The organism is Bordetella tumbae (genome assembly GCF_965139195.1).
Taxonomy (GTDB): domain Bacteria; phylum Pseudomonadota; class Gammaproteobacteria; order Burkholderiales; family Burkholderiaceae_B; genus Bordetella_A; species Bordetella_A tumbae.
In genome coordinates, this window is sequence record NZ_CBCSJH010000048.1 from 18,992 (window position 1) to 37,694 (window position 18,703).

Here is an 18,703-nt window from a genome sequence, read left to right on the forward strand (position 1 = left end):
GTCTCAGCATCACATGACAAACGCGCCAAAAGGCCAGAAAATGGCAGCTTTACGCGGTCCCACACCCACGGAGTCCCATCATGCCGCACAACACGTTTAATACCCTCAAGAATTTCAAGATCGGCGACAAATCCTGTCAGCTCTATTCCCTGCCGGCCCTGGGCAAGGCGCTGGGGGTAGACGTGCAGCGTCTGCCGGTCTCGATCCGCATCGTGCTCGAATCAGTGCTGCGCAATTGCGACGGCCAAAAGGTCACCGAAGAACACATCAAGCAGTTGGCCAACTGGCAGGCCAACGCCAAACGCGAAGACGAAATCCCCTTTGTCGTGGCACGTGTCGTGCTGCAGGACTTCACCGGTGTGCCGCTGCTGGCCGATATCGCCGCCATGCGGTCGGTCGCCGAGAAAATGGGCAAGGATCCCAAGAGCATCGAGCCGCTCGTCCCGGTCGACCTGGTGGTCGATCACTCGGTCATGATCGATTATTTCGGCACAAAGGACGCGCTGGACCTGAATATGAAACTGGAATTCAAGCGCAACCAAGAGCGCTACCAGTTCATGAAATGGGGTATGCAGGCATTCGATACCTTTGGCGTGGTGCCTCCGGGCTTTGGGATCGTTCACCAGGTCAACCTGGAATATCTGGCCCGTGGCGTCCACAAGAAAGACAACATCTATTACCCCGACTCGCTGGTGGGCACCGATAGCCACACCACGATGATCAACGGGATCGGCGTGGTCGGCTGGGGCGTGGGCGGCATCGAGGCCGAGGCCGGGATGCTGGGCCAACCTGTCTATTTCCTGACGCCTGACGTGGTGGGTGTCGAGCTCAAGGGTCAATTGCGCGGCGGCGTGACCGCGACCGACCTGGTGCTGACCATTACGGAAATGCTGCGTCGCGAAAAGGTCGTGGGCAAGTTCGTGGAATTCTGCGGCCCGGGCACGGCCAGTCTGTCGGTGGCAGAGCGCGCCACGATCGGCAACATGGCGCCGGAGTATGGCGCCACGATGGGTTTCTTCCCGGTCGACGAACGCACCATCGATTATTTCCATGGCACGGGCCGCACGCCCGAGGAAATCGCCGCATTCGAGGCCTATTTCAAGGCGCAAAAGATGTTCGGCGTGCCCAAGGCCACGGATGTCGACTACACCAAGCTGCTAACGCTGGACCTGTCCACGGTTGCCCCCTCGCTGGCCGGCCCGAAGCGCCCGCAAGACCGTATCGAAATCGGCAACGTCAAGACCACGTTCGGCGATCTGTTTTCCAAGCCGATTGCGGAAAACGGCTTTAACCAGCCGGCCCAAAAGCTCGATCAGGCCTTCACCACCAGCACGGGCACCCAGATCAAGAACGGCGACATTCTGATCGCGGCCATCACCTCGTGCACCAACACGTCCAACCCCAGCGTGCTGCTGGCAGCCGGCCTGCTGGCGAAAAAGGCCGTCAAAGCCGGCCTGACTGTGCCCAAGCACATCAAAACCTCGCTGGCCCCTGGATCCCGGGTGGTCACGGAATACCTGACCAAAACCGGCCTGCTGCCCTATCTGGAACAACTGGGCTTTGACATTGCCGCCTACGGGTGCACCACGTGTATCGGTAACGCGGGCGACCTCACACCGGATTTGAACGAAGCCATTCTCGGCAACGACCTGGTCTGCGCGGCCGTGCTGTCGGGCAACCGCAACTTCGAAGCGCGGATTCACCCGAACATCAAGGCAAATTTCCTGGCCTCGCCTCCCCTGGTCGTCGCCTATGCTTTGGCAGGCACGATCACGCGCGACCTGATGACCGAGCCGGTCGGCAAGGGCAAAAAGGGCGACGTGTGGCTGGGCGACATTTGGCCCACCACCGAAGAAGTCAACGCGCTGCTCAAATACGCACTGAACCCCAAGGCTTTCCGCACCAACTACGGCCAGGTCAAGACCAACCCTGGCGATTTGTGGGAAAACATCAAGGGCGTGACGGGCGAAACGTACAACTGGCCTGACTCGACCTATATCGCTGAGCCGCCGTTCTTTGATGGCTTTGGCATGGCGCCGGGCGCGATTCCGACCGTCCAGGGTGCGCGTGCACTGGGGATCTTTGGCGACTCGGTGACCACTGACCACATTTCCCCGGCCGGCTCGATCAAGGAAACCTCGCCCGCCGGCAAATGGCTCAAAGAGCACGGCGTGATGAAGGCCGATTTCAACAGCTACGGCTCGCGTCGCGGCAACCATGAAATCATGATGCGCGGCACCTTTGCCAACGTGCGGATCAAAAACCTGATGATCCCGGCCCTGCCCGACGGCAGCCGTTTCGAAGGCGGAGAAACCCTGTACCAGCCCACGGGCGAACAGTTGTCCATCTATGATGCCGCGATGAAGTATGTCGCCGAGGGCACCCCCACGGTGGTGTTCGGCGGCGAAGAATACGGCACGGGTTCCTCACGCGACTGGGCGGCCAAAGGCACGCAGTTGCTGGGTGTCAAGGCCGTGGTGGCTCGCAGCTTCGAACGTATCCACCGCAGCAACCTGGTGGGTATGGGCGTGCTGCCCCTGCAATTCAAGGGCGATGACAGCGTTGCCTCGCTGGGCATCACGGGCACGGAGGTCTTTGATATCTCGGGCCTGGAAAACGGTATCAAGCCCATGCAGGACATCACGCTGACAATCCGCCGCGCCGATGGCTCCAGGCAAGACGTGCAAGTCCTGCTGCGTATCGATACGCCCATCGAGGTCGACTACTACCAACACGGCGGCATTCTGCCGTTCGTGCTGCGTCAGTTGTTGGCCGCCTGACGGGCATTCAGGNCTCCCCCGGGGCTCGCCCCGGGGGATCCAGGGCTGAGACGTGATATTTCCAGCACGCATCGGCCTGAGCCGACATAGCGGACCGGCGTTAAACTAGGGGGTTCCAATCTCTTTGAGAGCCCTCATCACACATGGCCCGAGTCCGCAGTTCCGCTTCCCCCCGCCTGAATCGTGACGCCTCGCGTTTGGCCTCGTTCGCTCTGTCATTGAGCCGCTCTGGCAGCCGCGTGGAGGATCTTTACTGGGAAAATCTGCTGTCCGAGTCGATTTCCAAGCTGCTGCGCAACAACCAGGATGCCACGCTGGAGTCTGCGCTGGATCACCTGTCGCAACGCGATGTCGGCGCCTATGAAGTCCTGATCGAACAGGCAGAAACCCTGTCCGAATCCATGCAGATCGACAAAGACGGCCAGCGTTATGACGTCTTGTTGATCGTCATTCCTATCGCCGCCTGGACACGCTACGCCATCCCGACCGGGGCCATTCCCGCTACGGCCCAGCAAACGCTGTTGGCGCAGCTGCATGGCCATATCCTGGCCGATGGAACCCGTGCTGTGCTGATGCCGAATCTGGTCAGTATCGACCAGATGCCCCGCACCTTTTCGGAAACGTGGCAATGGATGCAGCGCCTGGGCAATCAGGCGTTGGATAATGATACGTCCAAGCCCGCCCTGAATGCGGAGACCGAGCCCACCAATATGCTGGCTGACACCAGATATGTGGTCGGGGCGGTAGCGGTCCCCGAACGCGCACCGATCTTTCGCTGGCAGGAGCATGCTGGCGATGACGCCTACAACCGCGAAGCCTGCCTGGCGAATTGGTTGGCACAGGCGCAACCCACCTTGGCGACCTTGATGCCGGGCTGCGGCATCGAATGCCTGTTGCCGGATGCCTATTACATCAGCAACCGCGAGGCCGATCGCCGCGTGCGGCCGCTGTCGCTGCGCGCTGCCATCAACTGGCTCGAAGGCGCCGTAAATCTCAGCGCCTCGGATTTGCGGGCGGTGATCGCGGGCTGTGGCGAGGGCCATATCGATGAATACCGCATCGGATTTACGCTGCGTAACAGCAACGATGTGTACTACGGGTGTGTCTGGCCTATCTATGGCCGTGAGGATGACCCGCAGGAGGACGAAAATCAGCCCGCTCTGATCGACGAGATCGCCGCCCTGCTCAAGGAATACGGCGTGCACGAGGTGCGCCATATTCCGGGCGCCCATCCGGCGGAGTATTGCGAAGACTGCGGTGCGCCGACGTTCCCCAATCCGCTGGGCGAATTCGTACACGCCGAGCTGCCCGAGGACGCCGACACCACTCCCGCCAAATTCCACTGAGCAGGCCAGCCATGCGGGCCGATATTTTCTGCCGAGTCGTCGATAACTACGGCGACATCGGGGTCTGCTGGCGGCTGGCGCGACGGATGGCGTGCGGACACAGCTGGTCGATACGGCTGTGGGTTGACGATTTGCGGGCCTTTTCCCGCATCCAGCCCGGCGTCATGACCGACGCTGTGCGGCAGACATTCAACGGCATTGAGGTGGTGCATTGGACGCCCGAGCCCCCTGCCCTGGACCCAGGCGATGTGGTCATCGAGGCTTTTGCCTGCGACCCGCCCGCTGCATTCGTACGAGCCATGCAGCAACAACTGCATAGCGGCCAGGCGCAGCCGCCGATATGGATCAACCTGGAATATCTCAGTGCAGAGCCCTGGGTCGAGAGCTGCCACGGGCTGCCATCGCAACGCCCCGACGGTTTGACCAAGTATTTCTTTTTCCCCGGTTTCACCCCAGCCACGGGCGGACTGCTGCACGAGCCCGGGCTGAGCACCGAACGCGAGGCGTTTCAGGCCTCTCGTGATGAGCAAGAACGTTTTCTGCGCGACCTGGGCTTGGGCGAGGCAGTGTTGGGACACTGGCGCGCCGGGGCCCGCGTGGTCTCGCTATTCTGCTACCCCCAAGCACCGCTCGCTGCGCTGGTGAAGGCGCTGATCGACGATGCCCGCCCCACCGTGTTGATCGTTCCAGAAGGTGTGGCACCGAGCCTCGAGCAGATGGTGGCGGTTGGTGAGCATGTACGAGTCGCCCGGGTTCCCTTCGTCCCACAGCCGGATTTTGATCGCCTGCTGTGGTGTGCGGACCTGAATTTTGTCCGCGGCGAGGATTCCTTTGTACGGGCCGCCTGGGCAGCACGCCCGCTGGTGTGGCAAATTTATCCTCAGGACGAGAATGTGCATCTCGAGAAACTCGAGGCCTGGCTGACTCGGTATCCTGCCCCTGCCGAGGCCCACGCGGCCATTCGTGCCTGGAATACGCCTCTGCATAGCGAGGACGCCGCACTGGGCGATTTCGGCGTAGTCCCGCCGACGGCTGACCTGAATCCGAGGGTATCCACGACCGCCGCGGCCCTCAGTGCCGCCCTGCGTTCCCCTGTCTGGACCGACTGGCAAGACGCAGCCCGTGCCTGGGACACGGCACAAGCTGCCCGCCCCGATTTAGGGGACAGCTTGGCTGAATTTTGCGCAAAATTGTCCAAGAAACGCTAGAATAGAGAGTTTTCCGAGTTCCCTCTGCCCGCGCATGTTGCGTCGAGCCAGGCCTCGACTTTGACAGCCTCCCGGGGCACGCAGGGCCAGCCGTATCGGATCCCCTGCGCGCAAGCACGGCGAGTGCGCTATATCACCCGGAGTTTTAATTAATGAAAACCGCTCAGGAATTGCGAGTCGGCAACGTGATCATGGTCGGCAAGGATCCCCTCGTGGTCCAAAAGGCCGAATACAACAAGTCCGGCCGTAACGCCGCCGTCGTCAAGCTGAAATTCAAGAACCTGCTGACCGGCTCGGCCAGCGAATCGGTCTACAAGGCCGACGAAAAATTCGACGTCGTCATGCTCGAGCGCAAGGAGTGCACCTACTCGTACTTCGGCGACCCCATGTATGTCTTCATGGACGAAGAGTACAACCAGTACGAAATCGAAGCCGAAAGCATGGGCGACGCGCTGAACTACCTCGAAGAAGCCATGCCCGTGGAAGTCGTGTTCTACGACGGCCGTGCCATCTCGGTCGAACTGCCCACCATCCTGGTGCGCGAGATCACCTACACCGAGCCCGCCGTCCGTGGCGACACCTCGGGCAAGGTCCTCAAGCCTGCCAAGATCAACACCGGCTACGAACTGAACGTGCCGTTGTTCTGCGCCATCGGCGACAAGATCGAAATCGACACGCGCACCAACGAATACCGTAGCCGCGTCAACTGATCGCCTGGGCGGCCCGCCCGCCCTGTCAGCGGCAGTATTCCGACGGCGCCCGCGGGCGCCGTTTTGCTGTCGCGCTACTATCACTCTCATGGCACTCAAAGTATTCGACCTGCAATGTGATCAAGGCCACCTTTTCGAGGGTTGGTTCAGTTCGCACGAAGACTACGACACGCAACAGGCGCGCGGATTGCTCACGTGCCCAATGTGTGGATCCGCCACGATCACCAAACGGCTATCCGCGCCGAGGCTGAATGTCTCGCACCTGAGAGCGCCTGCAGCGCCGTCCGTGGATCCCGCCAAGGCAGAGTCTGCTGCGCCTGTTCCCGCCGGCGGCGCACCTGTGCCCGCTGGATCGGGGTCCTCACCTGTTGCCAGCGCCGACGCTGCCGCCATGGCTCAGTTGCAAGCAGCCGTGTTGCAGGAAATCCGCAAGGTCATTCGCAATACCGAAAACGTCGGCCCTCGCTTTGCCGAAGAAGCCCGCCGTATTCATGCCGGCGAAGCCGACGATCGTCCGATTCGAGGCACCGCTACGCCAGACGAGCAACGGGCCTTGAGCGAAGACGGCATCGACGTCATGGCGTTGCCCGATTTTCTGGATGATGACCGGCTGCAGTAGTCCCGAAGGCCAGCCTCGGTACTGCCTCGAGTAATCGGCGCGTCGTTTCATGTTGAGGCGCATGCAGCACAGCGTCGGCCGTGCCGTTTTCGACAATGCGCCCGTCATGCATGATGGCAATACGATCAGCCAGGTATTCGACGACGCCGAAGTTATGCGTGATGAACAGATAGGCGATCCCCAACTCTGCCTGAAGCTCGCGCAACAGATCCAGAATCTGCGCCTGCACCGACACATCCAGCGCTGAGGTGGGCTCGTCGCAGATCAATACCTTGGGCTCGACGGCCAAGGCGCGGGCGATGGCGATACGTTGGCGTTGCCCTCCCGAAAACTCGTGCGGATAACGGCTGGCGGTATCCTCCGGCAGGCCCACTCGCTGCAACAGATGCTGTATGCGTTCTCGCCGTGAGGACGGTGACATATCGGGACGCAGTGAAGCGATCCCTTCGTCCAGGATATCTCCCACGCGCATGCGTGGATCGAGCGAGGCAAAGGGATCCTGGAACACGATCTGAATATCCTGCCTCAAGCGGCGCAATTCACGGCGCTCGACGTGCAGCAGATCCCGGCCGTTCAGCAAGGCGCGGCCCTCGATTTTTGCGCCTTCGATCAATCTCAATAGTGCCTTGCCCGTCGTTGTCTTGCCGCAGCCGGACTCGCCCAGCAACGCGAGCGTCTCGCCTGCACGCAGAGTAAAGGTAACGGCGTTGACCGCCTGTACCCACGAATCGATACGGCGCAGCAAACCTTTGCGCACGGGGTAATGCACGAGCAGATCCTGCACGTCGAGGACGATGTCACCTGGCTGGCGAGGTAATGCCGACGTATTGGAGACGTCATTTTCTGTCGTCCCTGCCGACGCCGCCAACGGCCGCCCGCGCTTTTCAAAGGTAGGGATCGCATCAAACAATTGACGCGCATACGGATGTCTTGGCCGCTCAAAGAACACCTCTGCAGGTGCACTTTCGACGATCTCTCCGCCGCGCATCAACGCGACGTGCTTGGCCACATTGCGCACCACAGCCAGATCATGAGTGATCAGCAATATCGCCATACCCATTTCGCGTTGAATATCAGCCAGCAGGTCCAGCACCTGTGCCTGCACCGTCACGTCCAAGGCCGTCGTAGGCTCATCAGCAATCAGCAGCGTCGGCTCGGCCGCAAGCGCAATGGCGATCATGACCCGCTGCTTTTGCCCGCCGGAAAACTGGAATGGGTAATCATCGATCCGGCGTTCAGGCTCGGGAATGCCCACGCGCCGCAGCCAGTCAATGGCCCGCGCACGCGCGGCGGCACCACGCAATGGCGTATGCGCCATCAATGTTTCCAGTATCTGATCACCCACCCGCATCACTGGATTCAGACTGGTGGATGGCTCTTGGAAGATGATACCGATGTGGCCTCCGCGTACCCCGCGCATCTCGCTTTCGGGCAGCTGATTCAGATCCATTCCGTCGAGCGCAATCTGTCCGCCAACAATACGGCCCGCGTCGGGCAACAAACGCAGCAACGCCAATGCCGTCATACTTTTGCCGCAGCCGGATTCGCCGACGAGCGCAAAGGTTTCTCCGCGTTCGATGGCGAGCTGTAAACGCTTGACGGCATGAGTCATGCCGGTCTCGCCGGCAATTGCGACCTCGAGGCCGTCTACGGCCAGCAACGTATCTGCGGCTGCGTTCATTGTGCCGCCCCCTTCTCTGCTTTGGCAGGCGCGCCCAGTTTCTTTTTCAACCATCCTCCCGGACGATAGCGCCGCACACGCGGATCAAAGGCTTCGCGTACGGCATCGGCAAATAGATTGGCGGACAGCACCAATGCCAGCATGAAAATGAAAGCCGTCAATAGATTCCACCACACCATCGGGTCACGCGACATTTCCAGGCGCGCGCCATCGATCATTGAGCCAAACGAGTTCATCCCGGGATCCACCCCTATGCCCAGGTAAGACAAGACGGCTTCATACAGCACCAGACCGGAAAACTCCAGCACGACCGTGATCAACACGATGTGCATGACGTTGGGCAATAGGTGGCGGCGCATGATGCGCCAATGCGACACGCCAAACGCGCGCGCTGCCTGCACGTATTCCAGCTCGCGCAGTTTCAAGGTTTCCGCGCGCAACAAACGGCACAAACCCGACCAGCCTGTCAGTCCCAGAATCATGCACAGCAAAAACAAACGCAGATCTGCACGCGACGCCGATGTATCGAATAAATCGGGATGCGTATCGATATACACCTGCATCATCAACGCGCAAGCGGCGACTAATAACACGCCGGGAATAGACGTCAGTGTCGTGTAGATATACTGAATCGCGTCATCGACTTTGCCTTTGAAATAGCCCGCCGCCAACCCGAAACCAATCGCGGGAGGCAGCATGGCCAAGGTCGTCAAACTGCCGATCACCAATGCTGTACGTATGCTTTTGAGCGCCTGCCACAACACATCGTTGCCCGTGCGGTCCGTACCGAAGACGTGATAGCCACTGGCCAGGCCGACGATCGCCCCCGTGCAGAGGCACAGCACCGCATACGTCGTCCACATCGCACGCCAGGGCAGCTCCGTGCGGCCGCAAGCCACGTCGGCGCAAGCTTGCCGCGCCCCGCCATATGACCGAGACAACGCTCCGGCCAGGAAGAGAGCGCCCAACAGCGCCGCGGCGGCGCCTCCTGCCACCCCCCACGCCAGCCGCCGCAAGACATCGCCCGTCAACTCGGTCTCGGGGTTTTCCAAATGCGCACCGCCACTGCGCAACCGCGGAAAATCACGCAACGGGCGGCCATCGATCAACTCGGTTTCTTTGGTGAACTGACGCGCGGCGAGCGGCTTTGAGTAGGTTTTTTCGGGCCGGGTCAGTACGGTGCCGTGCAGCAGACCATCCAAGGCCGATTGCACAGCGGGCGCGTATATCGGCGGCGCATCGGCGGCGGCCCCTGGCGCAGGCGGCAACTGCGGCCGATAGTGAATGGAATCCAGCAACCCCACAACGACAAACGCCAACAGCACGACCGCCGAACTCATTGCCGGCGCGTCACGCGCCACCTTGGCCCATGTCGCCCGCAGCGTTGGACTGCGGCGCACGCGCCACGCATAAAACAGCACCGCCGCCACCAGCAGAAACAGCGCAATATCCGTCCACAGAAATACGAATTTTGGCATGGCGGTCACTCGAAACGCACGCGGGGATCAGCCAGCGTATAGGAGATATCGGCCAGAATCAGCCCGACGATATACAAAGCGGCCCCCAGAAACACCATGGCCCGCACGATGGAAAAATCCTGCGCATTGATGGCGTCGATGGTGTAGCTGCCCAATCCGGGAATCCCAAAGAACGACTCGGCGATCAGGCTGCCCATGAACAACAAGGGGATAGCCGACACTGTCCCGGTCAAGATCGGCAGCATGGCATTACGCAAGACATGGCGGAACAACACCACGCGCTCGGTCAGTCCTTTGGCGCGTGCCGTGCGCACGTAGTCTTTGCCCACCTCCTCCAGGAACAAGGCGCGATAAAAGCGCGCCTCGGGCCCCAAGCGCGATACCAAGGCAACGAGCACGGGCAATGCCAGGAATTTGATCATATCCAGCCCGCCCGAAAAGCCCGAATACGGTACCAATCGCAGGAGCTTTGCGAACAACCATTGTCCGGCAATGATGTAAAACAGGCTGGATATCGATAGCAATATCACGCACAACACCACGCCCCAAAAATCCAGACGCGTTGCCCGGAAATACACCAGCAGCAACGAAAACACGACGCTGACAAACAAGCCCAGAAAAAACGTCGGAATCGCGAGGGCGAGGCTGGGCCCCATTCGCATGCGGATCTCGCGGCTGATATCGCGTCCCGCATCCGAGGCGCCGAACTCCATCGTCAACAGCGGCACCGAACGCTGATAGAAAACCGTGTCGGTCAGTTGTTGAGTACCTGTGGCTTGCGTATTGAAAAACAGCGGTTTGTCGTAACCGTGCTCGGTCTTCCAGCGGTCGATCGCCTCCTGGCTCACGCGTTGTCCGCCAATGGCCAGACGCGCCATATCGTCTGGCGTATTCACGGCAAAGAACAGCACAAAGGTCAGCAGGTTCACCCCGATCAGGATCAACACCCCGTATAACAGGCGGCGAATCACATAGCCGATCATGATTGGGACTCCTTGGAGGACTGCACCGTAGGCGTGACCGGACGTGACCCGAATGCGGTTTGCCGCTCACGGCGTTTCAAGGCGACATAAGACGGCCAGATAGCCAGCGCCACGACGATCACCAATAGCCACAGCGGCCACCAGCGCGGCGTATTCCACTCGTCGATTTTGCTCACGCGTAATGCCGGATCGATTTTGATGTACTGCAGGATGTTGCGCACCATCTGCGTGGGCTTGGCATTGCCGACCCACTGTTGGTAAGCTCCACCCGACATGGGAAAGTAGCCGAACATCCATGGCGCATCGCGTTGCACGATGGCTTGCATGCGATCGATGACGGCGACTTTTTCGGGGCCGTCGTCCAGATATTTCAGCTGTTCAAACAGCTGATCGAATTCGGCATTGGTATAGTTGGCGGCGTTCTCGCCGCCATGCTTTGCCTTGCCGTTCGGGCCGTATAACAAGAACAGAAAATTTTCGGCATCGGGATAGTCCGCCAGCCAACCCCAGAAAAAAATCTGCGCGGCTCCGCGCTGCATCTTGTCCTGAAAACGGCCATAGTCCGTCGACCGGATATCCAGCTGAATGCCGATCTGCGCCATCTGGCGGCGCATCCAGTCAAACATCGGGTTGGATCCGCCGCCGGTCATGGCGTCGTAATATAAGATCAACGGCGCGCCCGTTTGCGCATTGCGGCCATTCGGGTAGCCGGCCTCGGCCAGTAATTGTTTGGCCACCTCGAGCGGTTTGCGTTTCGGCTTGCCGTCGACGATGTCATAGACCTCGCGGTTGATGCCTGCAGGCGGTTCGCGATAACCGAGCACGCCCGGCGGCACAGGCCCGTTGGCCGCCACCGCCTGGTCGTTTTCAAAGACAGCGATGTACTCTTCCCAATTGAACGCAATACTGATGGCCTGGCGCAGCTTGCGGTTTTTTGCTTGTTGCTCCGGGGTATCCCCCTGCCCGACGACAGGATCCAGCCAGTTGAATCCCATGTACCAGATCGAAGTCTCGATGGTCGTCGGCAGTTGAATGCCGTGATCGCGATAGGTCTTGGCCTTGTCTGGCGAGTCACCGGCGGCCACCAGCATGGCCACGCCGATTTCGCCGCGCTCGACCTGCGGGATATCGTAATAGCCCTGCATGAATTTGCCGGTCAGCGGCAACGCCTCTTTTTCGATATTGAAGACGATATGGTCCAGGAACGGCGTGGGCTTGCCGCAATCGGCCAGCAGGCCGCGCGCCTGGTCTGTGGGCTCGCCTTCGCAAGGATACGGTTCGCCGCGAAAATTCGGGTTGCGCGCCAACACATGGCGGCGATTTTGCAGCGACTCCACCAACATGTAGGGCCCTGTGCCCACGGGCCATGTATTCAACGACAAATCGTGCGCGGCCATGCCGGGCTGACTGTAGAAACGATCCGCCTCCCAGGGAATAGGCGCGGTGAATGTCATCGCCAGCCAATACTTGAACTGCGGATATTTGCCCTTGATACGAATGCGCAGGGTGTGCTCGTCCACCGCCTGCACACCTTCGAATCCGTCATCCTCACGCAGATCCAACCACGGCAGATCGCGCTGACCTGCAGGCAAACCCTTGCGCAACTCTGCATCGCGCTGTTGCAGGCGCTTGCCATAGTCTTGCATGCCAATGATGTGATCGGCCATCAAGGAATAAATCGGCGAAGCCACCCGTGGACTAGCCAAGCGCCTGAACCCATACACATAGTCGTTGGCGGTTAGCTCGCGGGTACCGGTTTGGGGGAAATCCGTCAGATAGAACTTGTCATCCAACTCGCCCTGTCGCAACGGAAAATAGCTATCTCGGCCATCAGTCTCCCGGGCGAATGCCGGGTGCGGCTGAAACAGAATGCCGTGCCGAATCGGGATGTCGTAAACGCTTTCGGCAATCTGTTCGCCCGGCGCATCCGCGGGCAGAACGTTCCCTTGCGCATCCAGATAGCGCGGCGGCGTAATCTCTGCCGCTGCGCGCGGGATCAGTTCGTACGGTCGCTTCAGATACTGATATCCATAGAGCGGCTCGTAGATGTTGTACGTGAACGGGGTTTCGTCGTTGGAGTATGAGCGGGCGGGGTCCAGATATTTGGGCGACTGCCTGACGAACGCCGTATATAGGGTGTTTTTGGACAACGCGCCGGTGTCATAGGGACTGTTAATGGGGTCTCGCGTACATCCCGTCAGGGTAAGTACCGACACCAGTACGACCATCGACATCCGCTGCAGCCATGCACCCATAAACCGTTTCCGTGTAGTGTCCCGTTCAAGCCTTGGGGCACAGCATAGCAAAGGTGGGGACTCAGGGAGCGTCGCAGCGCTGGTTACGCCAACATTCGTAGCGCCATTTCCAGGGCTCGGTGGGCCCGCCTTGCGCCCAGAGCCCCTGGCCGGCCTGTCGCGCCTGCTGTTGCAGTCCAGGCATGGCGGCATCATTCAGGTAATCGCCCCGGCGTGCGGTATAGGCCCAGGCATAACCCGAGGCGACCATGACGCGGTTGGCCGAATTGCCATCTGGCAACAGCAACGCACACACGTCGCGGTCGAACTGGTCTTGCCGATAGCACTGCGCGGTCAGCGTTTTGCCGCCGACTAATTTGTCCAGATAGCGCTGCGCGGCTTCGGCATAGGGTTGACCGGGCTCCTGCGCGCTGTGGCCAGTCTCGGGGGCATCGATGCTGTCGAGCCGGACACGACGGGATTTGCCGTTGACCGTCAGGGTGACGGTATCGCCGTCGGCGACCTTGCTCACCACGCCCTGCAGGGTATAGCGGCCCGCGGGTACCGCACCCGAGCCCGTCGCTGCCCGGGTGGCAGGTGTGGACGACCGTTGTGCGCTCGCAGATCCGGCGGAGGACTGCGCCTGCTGACCCGACGCTGATTGATTGGCAGGCGCGGTCGCGGGCGGGCTGTCCGGCTCACCCTGGAACCAGTGAACCACCGCAGCCGCGATCGCAATGCCGAGAACGCTGCCCAGTTTGCGGCCGAGGCCACCAAAGGAAAACTGCCTACGCAAGATGGAAATATCCTGAAAAAAATAACGCCATGCAGTTTGCCATATCCGGGCCTCAGCAGTCAGCTCAGGGAGTGTCAAGTTGAGCAGCAGCCCCCTGGGAAAATGATCCTGGAATTCCCATACCGAGCGATTTCCGGCACGGAGGGCCGCCCTATGGCAACCTATAGCCAACCCGCTTTACGGAACCGCCAATACAACACCGCGCACGCGGTGGCGATACCCGACAACGTCACCGGATATCCCCAATGAGACTTGAGCTCGGGCATGAACTCGAAATTCATCCCGTAAATGCCCGCGACGGCCGTCGGCACTGCCAGAATGGCGGCCCAGGCGGCCAAACGACGGGTGATGTCGTTTTGCTGTGTCTGCGCAATCATCAGGCTGGCCTCAAAGGCAAAGGCCAAGGCCTCACGCAATCCGTTGATCAGTTCATCGACACGCAGGACCCGATCCGCCACGACGGCAAAATACGGCCGTGCGTTGACGTCCACGTTCGACATATCCATAGTCGCCAGACGGCGGCAGATTTCCGCCAACGGTGCAATGACCGTATGAATACGCAATAAATCGCGGCGCTGCCGATAGAGTTTGCGAATATCGGAATCCTTGGCGCCACGAATCATCAATTTTTGCTCAGCCCCTTCGACCACGCTCTCGAGCTCGGTCGCGGCGGTGACGTAGCGATCGATCAGCAGATCGAGCAATTCCGAGGCAACATAGTCGCTGCCACGCCGCAACAGATCAGGCGCGGACTCCAGACGCTCACGCAGCCCGCTATGCGTTGCGAGCGCGCCGCGCCGCACGGTGACCAAAAATCCGCGCCCGATGACGATCTGGGTCTCACCAAAACTCGGGCGGCCGTGCTCGACCTCGACGGTGATGGCCACGATCAGAACGCAATGGCCAAAATCGATGATCTTGGGCCGACGGTGCATCTCCAGCATTTCGTCGCGGGTCTTGGGGCGGATACCTAGATCATCCGCGACCTGACGCAACAGTTCGGCGTCGGGATTGCGCAATCCGATCCACAGCAGGTTTTCCGGTTGGCAGGTGTAGGACTTGATCTCGTCCAGGGGCACGTCATGAGAACGCTCCCCCTGTACATACGCCACCGATGCCACCACTCCGCTTTGTGGCGATGAGGGAGTGGGTTCTTTGTGCGACACGCAAACCTCCGCTGTAGCAAGCCCAGATGTACGGGGACACAAAGTGCCCGCCGGGCAATCAACGCATGATAGCTCAGCTGAACAGCTTGCGAACCCGCTGCGCAATGTCGATGCGCGGCGCGGAATCGACCGGGCGCACCCCTCGTCCGAACGGCAGGTCCTCTAGCGAGGGGGGCTTTGGCAGCGATTCGAACAAGGGCAATAGCGATTCGGGAATGAAACGGGTGCGAGACCCGTACACATGCCGATCACCCAAGCCGGTTTGCTGATGCACGTAGAACCGCTGCGGCACGATCAATTGCAATTGCTCTTTTGCCCGCGTCATCGCCACATAGAGCAAGCGCCGTTCTTCCTCGATCTCGTCGCTGGTGCCGGTGCTCATGTCAGACGGGATGCATCCGTCCACCACGTTCAGCACGAATACCGATTTCCATTCCTGCCCCTTGGCCGAATGGATGGTGGACAGGATCATGTAGTCCTCGTCGCGCAACGGCGGGCCGGACTCGGCGCTGGTCGCATCGGGCGGGTCCAGCGTCAACTCGGTCAGAAAGCGCTCGCGGCTGCCATAGCCGGCGCCGATGCGCGACAACTGATCCAAGTCTGCCTTGCGCACGCGCGCATCGTCATACAAGCGTTCCAGTTGCGGCGCATACCAGCGCAATGCAACGTCCAGATCCATCGGCCAGCGCTGACCGGGCGCCCGTAATGCGGCGTAGGCATCCACAAAGGCCTGCCAATCCGCTTTCGCTGCGGCACCGGGCTTGAAATCCTTGAGTACAGCCATAGGATCGGCGGCATCGGCTAAAGCATCCATCAATCGGCCCGCGATCGCCGGCCCGATGCCAGGCAGCAATTGCGCGACCCGAAACCCGGACAAGCGGCTGCGGGGGTTTTCCGCCCAACGCAGCAACGACAGCACGTCCTTGATGTGGGCGGCCTCGAGAAAACGCAGCCCGCCGAATTTCACGAACGGGATATTGCGGCGCGTGAGTTCGAGCTCGAGTGCCGCGCTGTGATTCGAGGCGCGAAACAGGGCAGCCTGCGATTTGAGCGTGGCGCCGGCCTCGCGATGCGCCAGGACCTGGTCGGCAACCCAACGCGCCTGGCCGGCCTCGTCGCTCACCGTGACCAGCGCGGGGCGACTGGTGGACTCGCGATCCGTCCAGAGGTTTTTCGTAAAGCGTTCGCTGGCCAGGTCGATCACGGCATTGGACGCATCCAGAATCGTCTGCGTCGAGCGATAGTTGCGATCCAATGTGATGACATGCGCAGGCTGCGCGAATTGCGAGGGGAAATCCAGGATATTGCGTACAGTCGCCGCGCGGAAAGAATAGATCGACTGCGCATCGTCACCGACGACGGTCAGCCCCCGGCCATCCGGTTTCATCGCCAGCAAAATAGCGGATTGCAGACGATTGGTGTCCTGGTATTCATCGACCAGCACATGATCGAATCTCGCACCGACATCCTGGGCCAGGACGCTGTCTTGCATCAGCTCGGACCAGTACAGCAGCAGGTCGTCGTAATCGAGCACCTGTTGATCTTGTTTAGCCTGCACATAGGCGGCAAATAGACGTTTTAGCTGATCCTCCCATTGGGCACACCACGGGAAGGCTTGCTTCAGCACCTCGGCGACAGGGGCCTGGCTGTTGATGACACGCGAATAAATGGCCAGGCAAGTGCCCTTGAGCGGGAAACGCTCGGCGGTGGCCGATAAACCAAGCTCATGGCGCACCATGCCCATCAAGTCCTCGGCATCACCCCGATCATGAATCGTGAAGTTTTCCGACAGGCCGATGCGACCGGCGCAGTCGCGCAGCAAGCGCGCACCGATGCTGTGAAACGTGCCAGCCCAGGGCAGCGAGGGAGCCTGCTGCGTGTGATGCAGTTTCATCACCCGCTGCAAGACCTGGCCCACACGACGTTCCATTTCCATCGCCGCGCGACGCGAAAAGGTCAGCAACAGCATGCGCTGGGGATCGGCGCCGTTGACGATCAAATGGGCAACGCGATGCGCCAGGGTGCTGGTTTTGCCCGAGCCGGCCCCGGCAATCACCAATAAAGCGGGCGCGTCCGGCCGCCCCACGCCGAATTCCGCGGCCTCGCGCTGGGCGGGATTGAGGTCGGAGAGGTAATCGGTGTCAGCAGCCATGAGGGAAAAAATAACTGTATATTCATACAGATGATAACGGATCTTTCCCGTTACTGCCCACTGCGACACGACCACCCGCGCCTCACCATGCCTATTCTCACTGGCACCGCATCCTGGACCGACCCGACGCTATTGGCGTGCGGCCGCTTTTATCCGCCGGACGTGCGCACGCCCGAAGCGCGTCTGCGCTATTACGCCAGTCAGTTCCCGCTGGTCGAGGTCGACGCCACGTACTATCGCGTGCCCGATGGCCGGACTGCGCATGCGTGGGCTACACGCACGCCCGACGACTTTGTCTTTCATGCCAAGGCTTTTCGCCTGTTCACAGGACACCCCGCCCCCGTGCGGGACCTGCCGGCCGACATTCAACGCGAACTCGACGCCCCGGCCACGGTGTTCTATCACCAACTGCCTGCGGAGCTGCAGCGCGAGCTCTGGCAACGTTTTCTGGTCGGCCTGGAACCGCTGCGGATGGCGGGCAAGCTGCGCGCTATCCATTTTCAATTTGCGCCCTGGGTACAGAGGAATCCTCGCGGGGTCGCACTGTTACGCGAATGCGAACGGCACATGCAGGAACACCTGATGGCAGTGGAATTCCGCCATCGCAGTTGGTTTGAAAATAGCTCGGCGAGCGCGTGGACGCTGGATTTGCTGCGCGATGCGGGGATGGCGCACACAGTCGTTGATGCGCCGCAGGGGTTCGACAACACGGTCCCTGCCGTGTGGGCCAGCACGCATCCCGAGCTGGCGGTGTTGCGTTTGCATGGGCGCAATGCGGCTGCTTGGGACAATAGCAGCGGTGCCTCATCAGGCCGTTTTCAATACGAATATTCGCCAGAGGAACTCGCTGATCTGGCGCAACGGCTGAAGCGTTTGGCAGAGCAGGTGCGCAGCGCTCATGCAGTGCTGAATACCAACTATCAGGATCAGGGGATGCGTAATGCGGCGGGATTGGCTGCAGCATTGCGTATTCATCAGTGATGTTGCATGGGTCTTTGGTTCGTCCTGAATAGCGAGGTTTTGTACCGGGGCAGGACGGGGGTATGAGTTCTGTTGGACGTCGAGGCGGGGCAGTGACCGTGTTGGCGCTTCACGTGGCCGGTCGGCCGCCTGCGCGTCCGACACCGCTTCGTTCGTCTCGTCCGGCCCCTTCGGGCCTCCCTACGACCTCCACTCGCTCAGCCACGAGGCGCGCCAACACGGTCACTGCCCCGCCTCGACTCGCAGAATCTCTGATTCCCTCGTCGCTGGCACGGGTGGTCTACGTAGGCTTCGTAGGAACTGGCTTTTACAAGGATGAAGATCTTGCAGGGCGGCTATTCATTGGCGCCTACGGGCGCGCCAATGAATAGCGTTCGTGATCTGCATGCGGGGGCTTTGGCATCGGTGGCAAACAGAAGATCTCTCGAGCCACGATTTCTCATAGGCCATCATATTGTTCGCACCCCAACTTCGCGATATTCAAAGATGTGCGACCCATCTCCGCATGCATCAACTCTAGCCAAGCAGATCTTCCAAACTGGCACCACGCCACCCCGCCGCATGCCCGG

General features: G+C 60.5%; 13 protein-coding genes. 6 read left to right on the forward strand and 7 right to left on the reverse strand.

The window, feature by feature from the left end; all coding sequences use genetic code 11:
- The first annotated feature begins 80 nt into the window (after positions 1-80).
- The 5 genes from acnA (at position 81) to ACNA0J_RS27105 (ending at position 6,663) form a co-directional block, all read left to right on the forward strand.
- Positions 81-2,780: an aconitate hydratase AcnA gene (gene acnA / locus ACNA0J_RS27085; protein WP_415821999.1), complete on the forward strand. Its 2,700-nt coding sequence runs from the start codon at positions 81-83 to the stop codon at positions 2,778-2,780.
- 143 nt (positions 2,781-2,923) lie between these two features.
- Positions 2,924-4,126 (forward strand): DUF2863 family protein, encoded by a 1,203-nt coding sequence (locus ACNA0J_RS27090; RefSeq protein WP_415822001.1) that lies wholly within the window; start codon positions 2,924-2,926, stop codon positions 4,124-4,126.
- Between the two features lie 11 nt (positions 4,127-4,137).
- Positions 4,138-5,334, forward strand: a complete 1,197-nt coding sequence (gene earP / locus ACNA0J_RS27095; protein WP_415822002.1) for an elongation factor P maturation arginine rhamnosyltransferase EarP — start codon at positions 4,138-4,140, stop codon at positions 5,332-5,334.
- Positions 5,335-5,486: 152 nt separating this feature from the next.
- Entirely contained in the window at positions 5,487-6,044 is a 558-nt protein-coding gene (gene efp / locus ACNA0J_RS27100) for an elongation factor P (protein WP_415807500.1), read from the forward strand.
- Between the two features lie 88 nt (positions 6,045-6,132).
- Positions 6,133-6,663, forward strand: coding sequence for a DUF1178 family protein (locus ACNA0J_RS27105; RefSeq protein ID WP_415822003.1), 531 nt, complete (start codon positions 6,133-6,135; stop codon positions 6,661-6,663).
- Here ACNA0J_RS27105 and ACNA0J_RS27110 read toward each other — a convergent pair.
- The 7 genes from ACNA0J_RS27110 to ACNA0J_RS27140 form a co-directional block, all read right to left on the reverse strand.
- Positions 6,620-8,344, reverse strand: a complete 1,725-nt coding sequence (locus ACNA0J_RS27110; RefSeq protein ID WP_415822004.1) for an ABC transporter ATP-binding protein — start codon at positions 8,342-8,344, stop codon at positions 6,620-6,622. The genes ACNA0J_RS27105 and ACNA0J_RS27110 overlap by 44 nt on opposite strands.
- Positions 8,341-9,822 (reverse strand): ABC transporter permease, encoded by a 1,482-nt coding sequence (locus ACNA0J_RS27115; RefSeq protein WP_415822005.1) that lies wholly within the window; start codon positions 9,820-9,822, stop codon positions 8,341-8,343. Before ACNA0J_RS27115 ends, ACNA0J_RS27110 begins: the two co-directional genes overlap by 4 nt.
- A gap of 5 nt (positions 9,823-9,827) precedes the next feature.
- Complete coding sequence (locus ACNA0J_RS27120) at positions 9,828-10,805, reverse strand: ABC transporter permease (RefSeq protein WP_415822006.1); 978 nt, start codon at positions 10,803-10,805, stop codon at positions 9,828-9,830.
- The gene (locus tag ACNA0J_RS27125; RefSeq protein ID WP_415822008.1) at positions 10,802-13,060 is read right to left on the reverse strand and encodes an ABC transporter substrate-binding protein; all 2,259 of its coding nucleotides are present in this window, start codon (positions 13,058-13,060) and stop codon (positions 10,802-10,804) included. Before ACNA0J_RS27125 ends, ACNA0J_RS27120 begins: the two co-directional genes overlap by 4 nt.
- A 61-nt stretch (positions 13,061-13,121) precedes the next feature.
- Positions 13,122-13,838 (reverse strand): thermonuclease family protein, encoded by a 717-nt coding sequence (locus ACNA0J_RS27130; RefSeq protein ID WP_415822017.1) that lies wholly within the window; start codon positions 13,836-13,838, stop codon positions 13,122-13,124.
- A gap of 158 nt (positions 13,839-13,996) precedes the next feature.
- A complete protein-coding gene (locus tag ACNA0J_RS27135) occupies positions 13,997-15,001 on the reverse strand; it encodes a magnesium and cobalt transport protein CorA (protein WP_415822009.1) in 1,005 nt (334 codons plus the stop codon).
- 73 nt (positions 15,002-15,074) lie between these two features.
- Entirely contained in the window at positions 15,075-17,153 is a 2,079-nt protein-coding gene (locus ACNA0J_RS27140; protein WP_415822010.1) for an ATP-dependent helicase, read from the reverse strand.
- Between the two features lie 87 nt (positions 17,154-17,240).
- On the opposite strand from ACNA0J_RS27140, the gene ACNA0J_RS27145 reads away from it, so the two are divergent.
- Positions 17,241-18,134, forward strand: coding sequence for a DUF72 domain-containing protein (locus ACNA0J_RS27145; RefSeq protein ID WP_415822012.1), 894 nt, complete (start codon positions 17,241-17,243; stop codon positions 18,132-18,134).
- The last annotated feature ends 569 nt before the right edge of the window (positions 18,135-18,703 follow it).

What these genes read in the sequence shown, in the direction of transcription:
- acnA (WP_415821999.1), top strand. Translation starts at nt 81, where the DNA reads ATGCCGCACAACACGTTTAATACCCTCAAGAATTTCAAGATCGGCGAC.
- ACNA0J_RS27090 (WP_415822001.1), top strand. Translation starts at nt 2,924, where the DNA reads ATGGCCCGAGTCCGCAGTTCCGCTTCCCCCCGCCTGAATCGTGACGCC.
- earP (WP_415822002.1), top strand. Translation starts at nt 4,138, where the DNA reads ATGCGGGCCGATATTTTCTGCCGAGTCGTCGATAACTACGGCGACATC.
- efp (WP_415807500.1), top strand. Translation starts at nt 5,487, where the DNA reads ATGAAAACCGCTCAGGAATTGCGAGTCGGCAACGTGATCATGGTCGGC.
- ACNA0J_RS27105 (WP_415822003.1), top strand. Translation starts at nt 6,133, where the DNA reads ATGGCACTCAAAGTATTCGACCTGCAATGTGATCAAGGCCACCTTTTC.
- ACNA0J_RS27110 (WP_415822004.1), bottom strand. Translation starts at nt 8,344, where the DNA reads ATGAACGCAGCCGCAGATACGTTGCTGGCCGTAGACGGCCTCGAGGTC.
- ACNA0J_RS27115 (WP_415822005.1), bottom strand. Translation starts at nt 9,822, where the DNA reads ATGCCAAAATTCGTATTTCTGTGGACGGATATTGCGCTGTTTCTGCTG.
- ACNA0J_RS27120 (WP_415822006.1), bottom strand. Translation starts at nt 10,805, where the DNA reads ATGATCGGCTATGTGATTCGCCGCCTGTTATACGGGGTGTTGATCCTG.
- ACNA0J_RS27125 (WP_415822008.1), bottom strand. Translation starts at nt 13,060, where the DNA reads ATGGGTGCATGGCTGCAGCGGATGTCGATGGTCGTACTGGTGTCGGTA.
- ACNA0J_RS27140 (WP_415822010.1), bottom strand. Translation starts at nt 17,153, where the DNA reads ATGGCTGCTGACACCGATTACCTCTCCGACCTCAATCCCGCCCAGCGC.
- ACNA0J_RS27145 (WP_415822012.1), top strand. Translation starts at nt 17,241, where the DNA reads ATGCCTATTCTCACTGGCACCGCATCCTGGACCGACCCGACGCTATTG.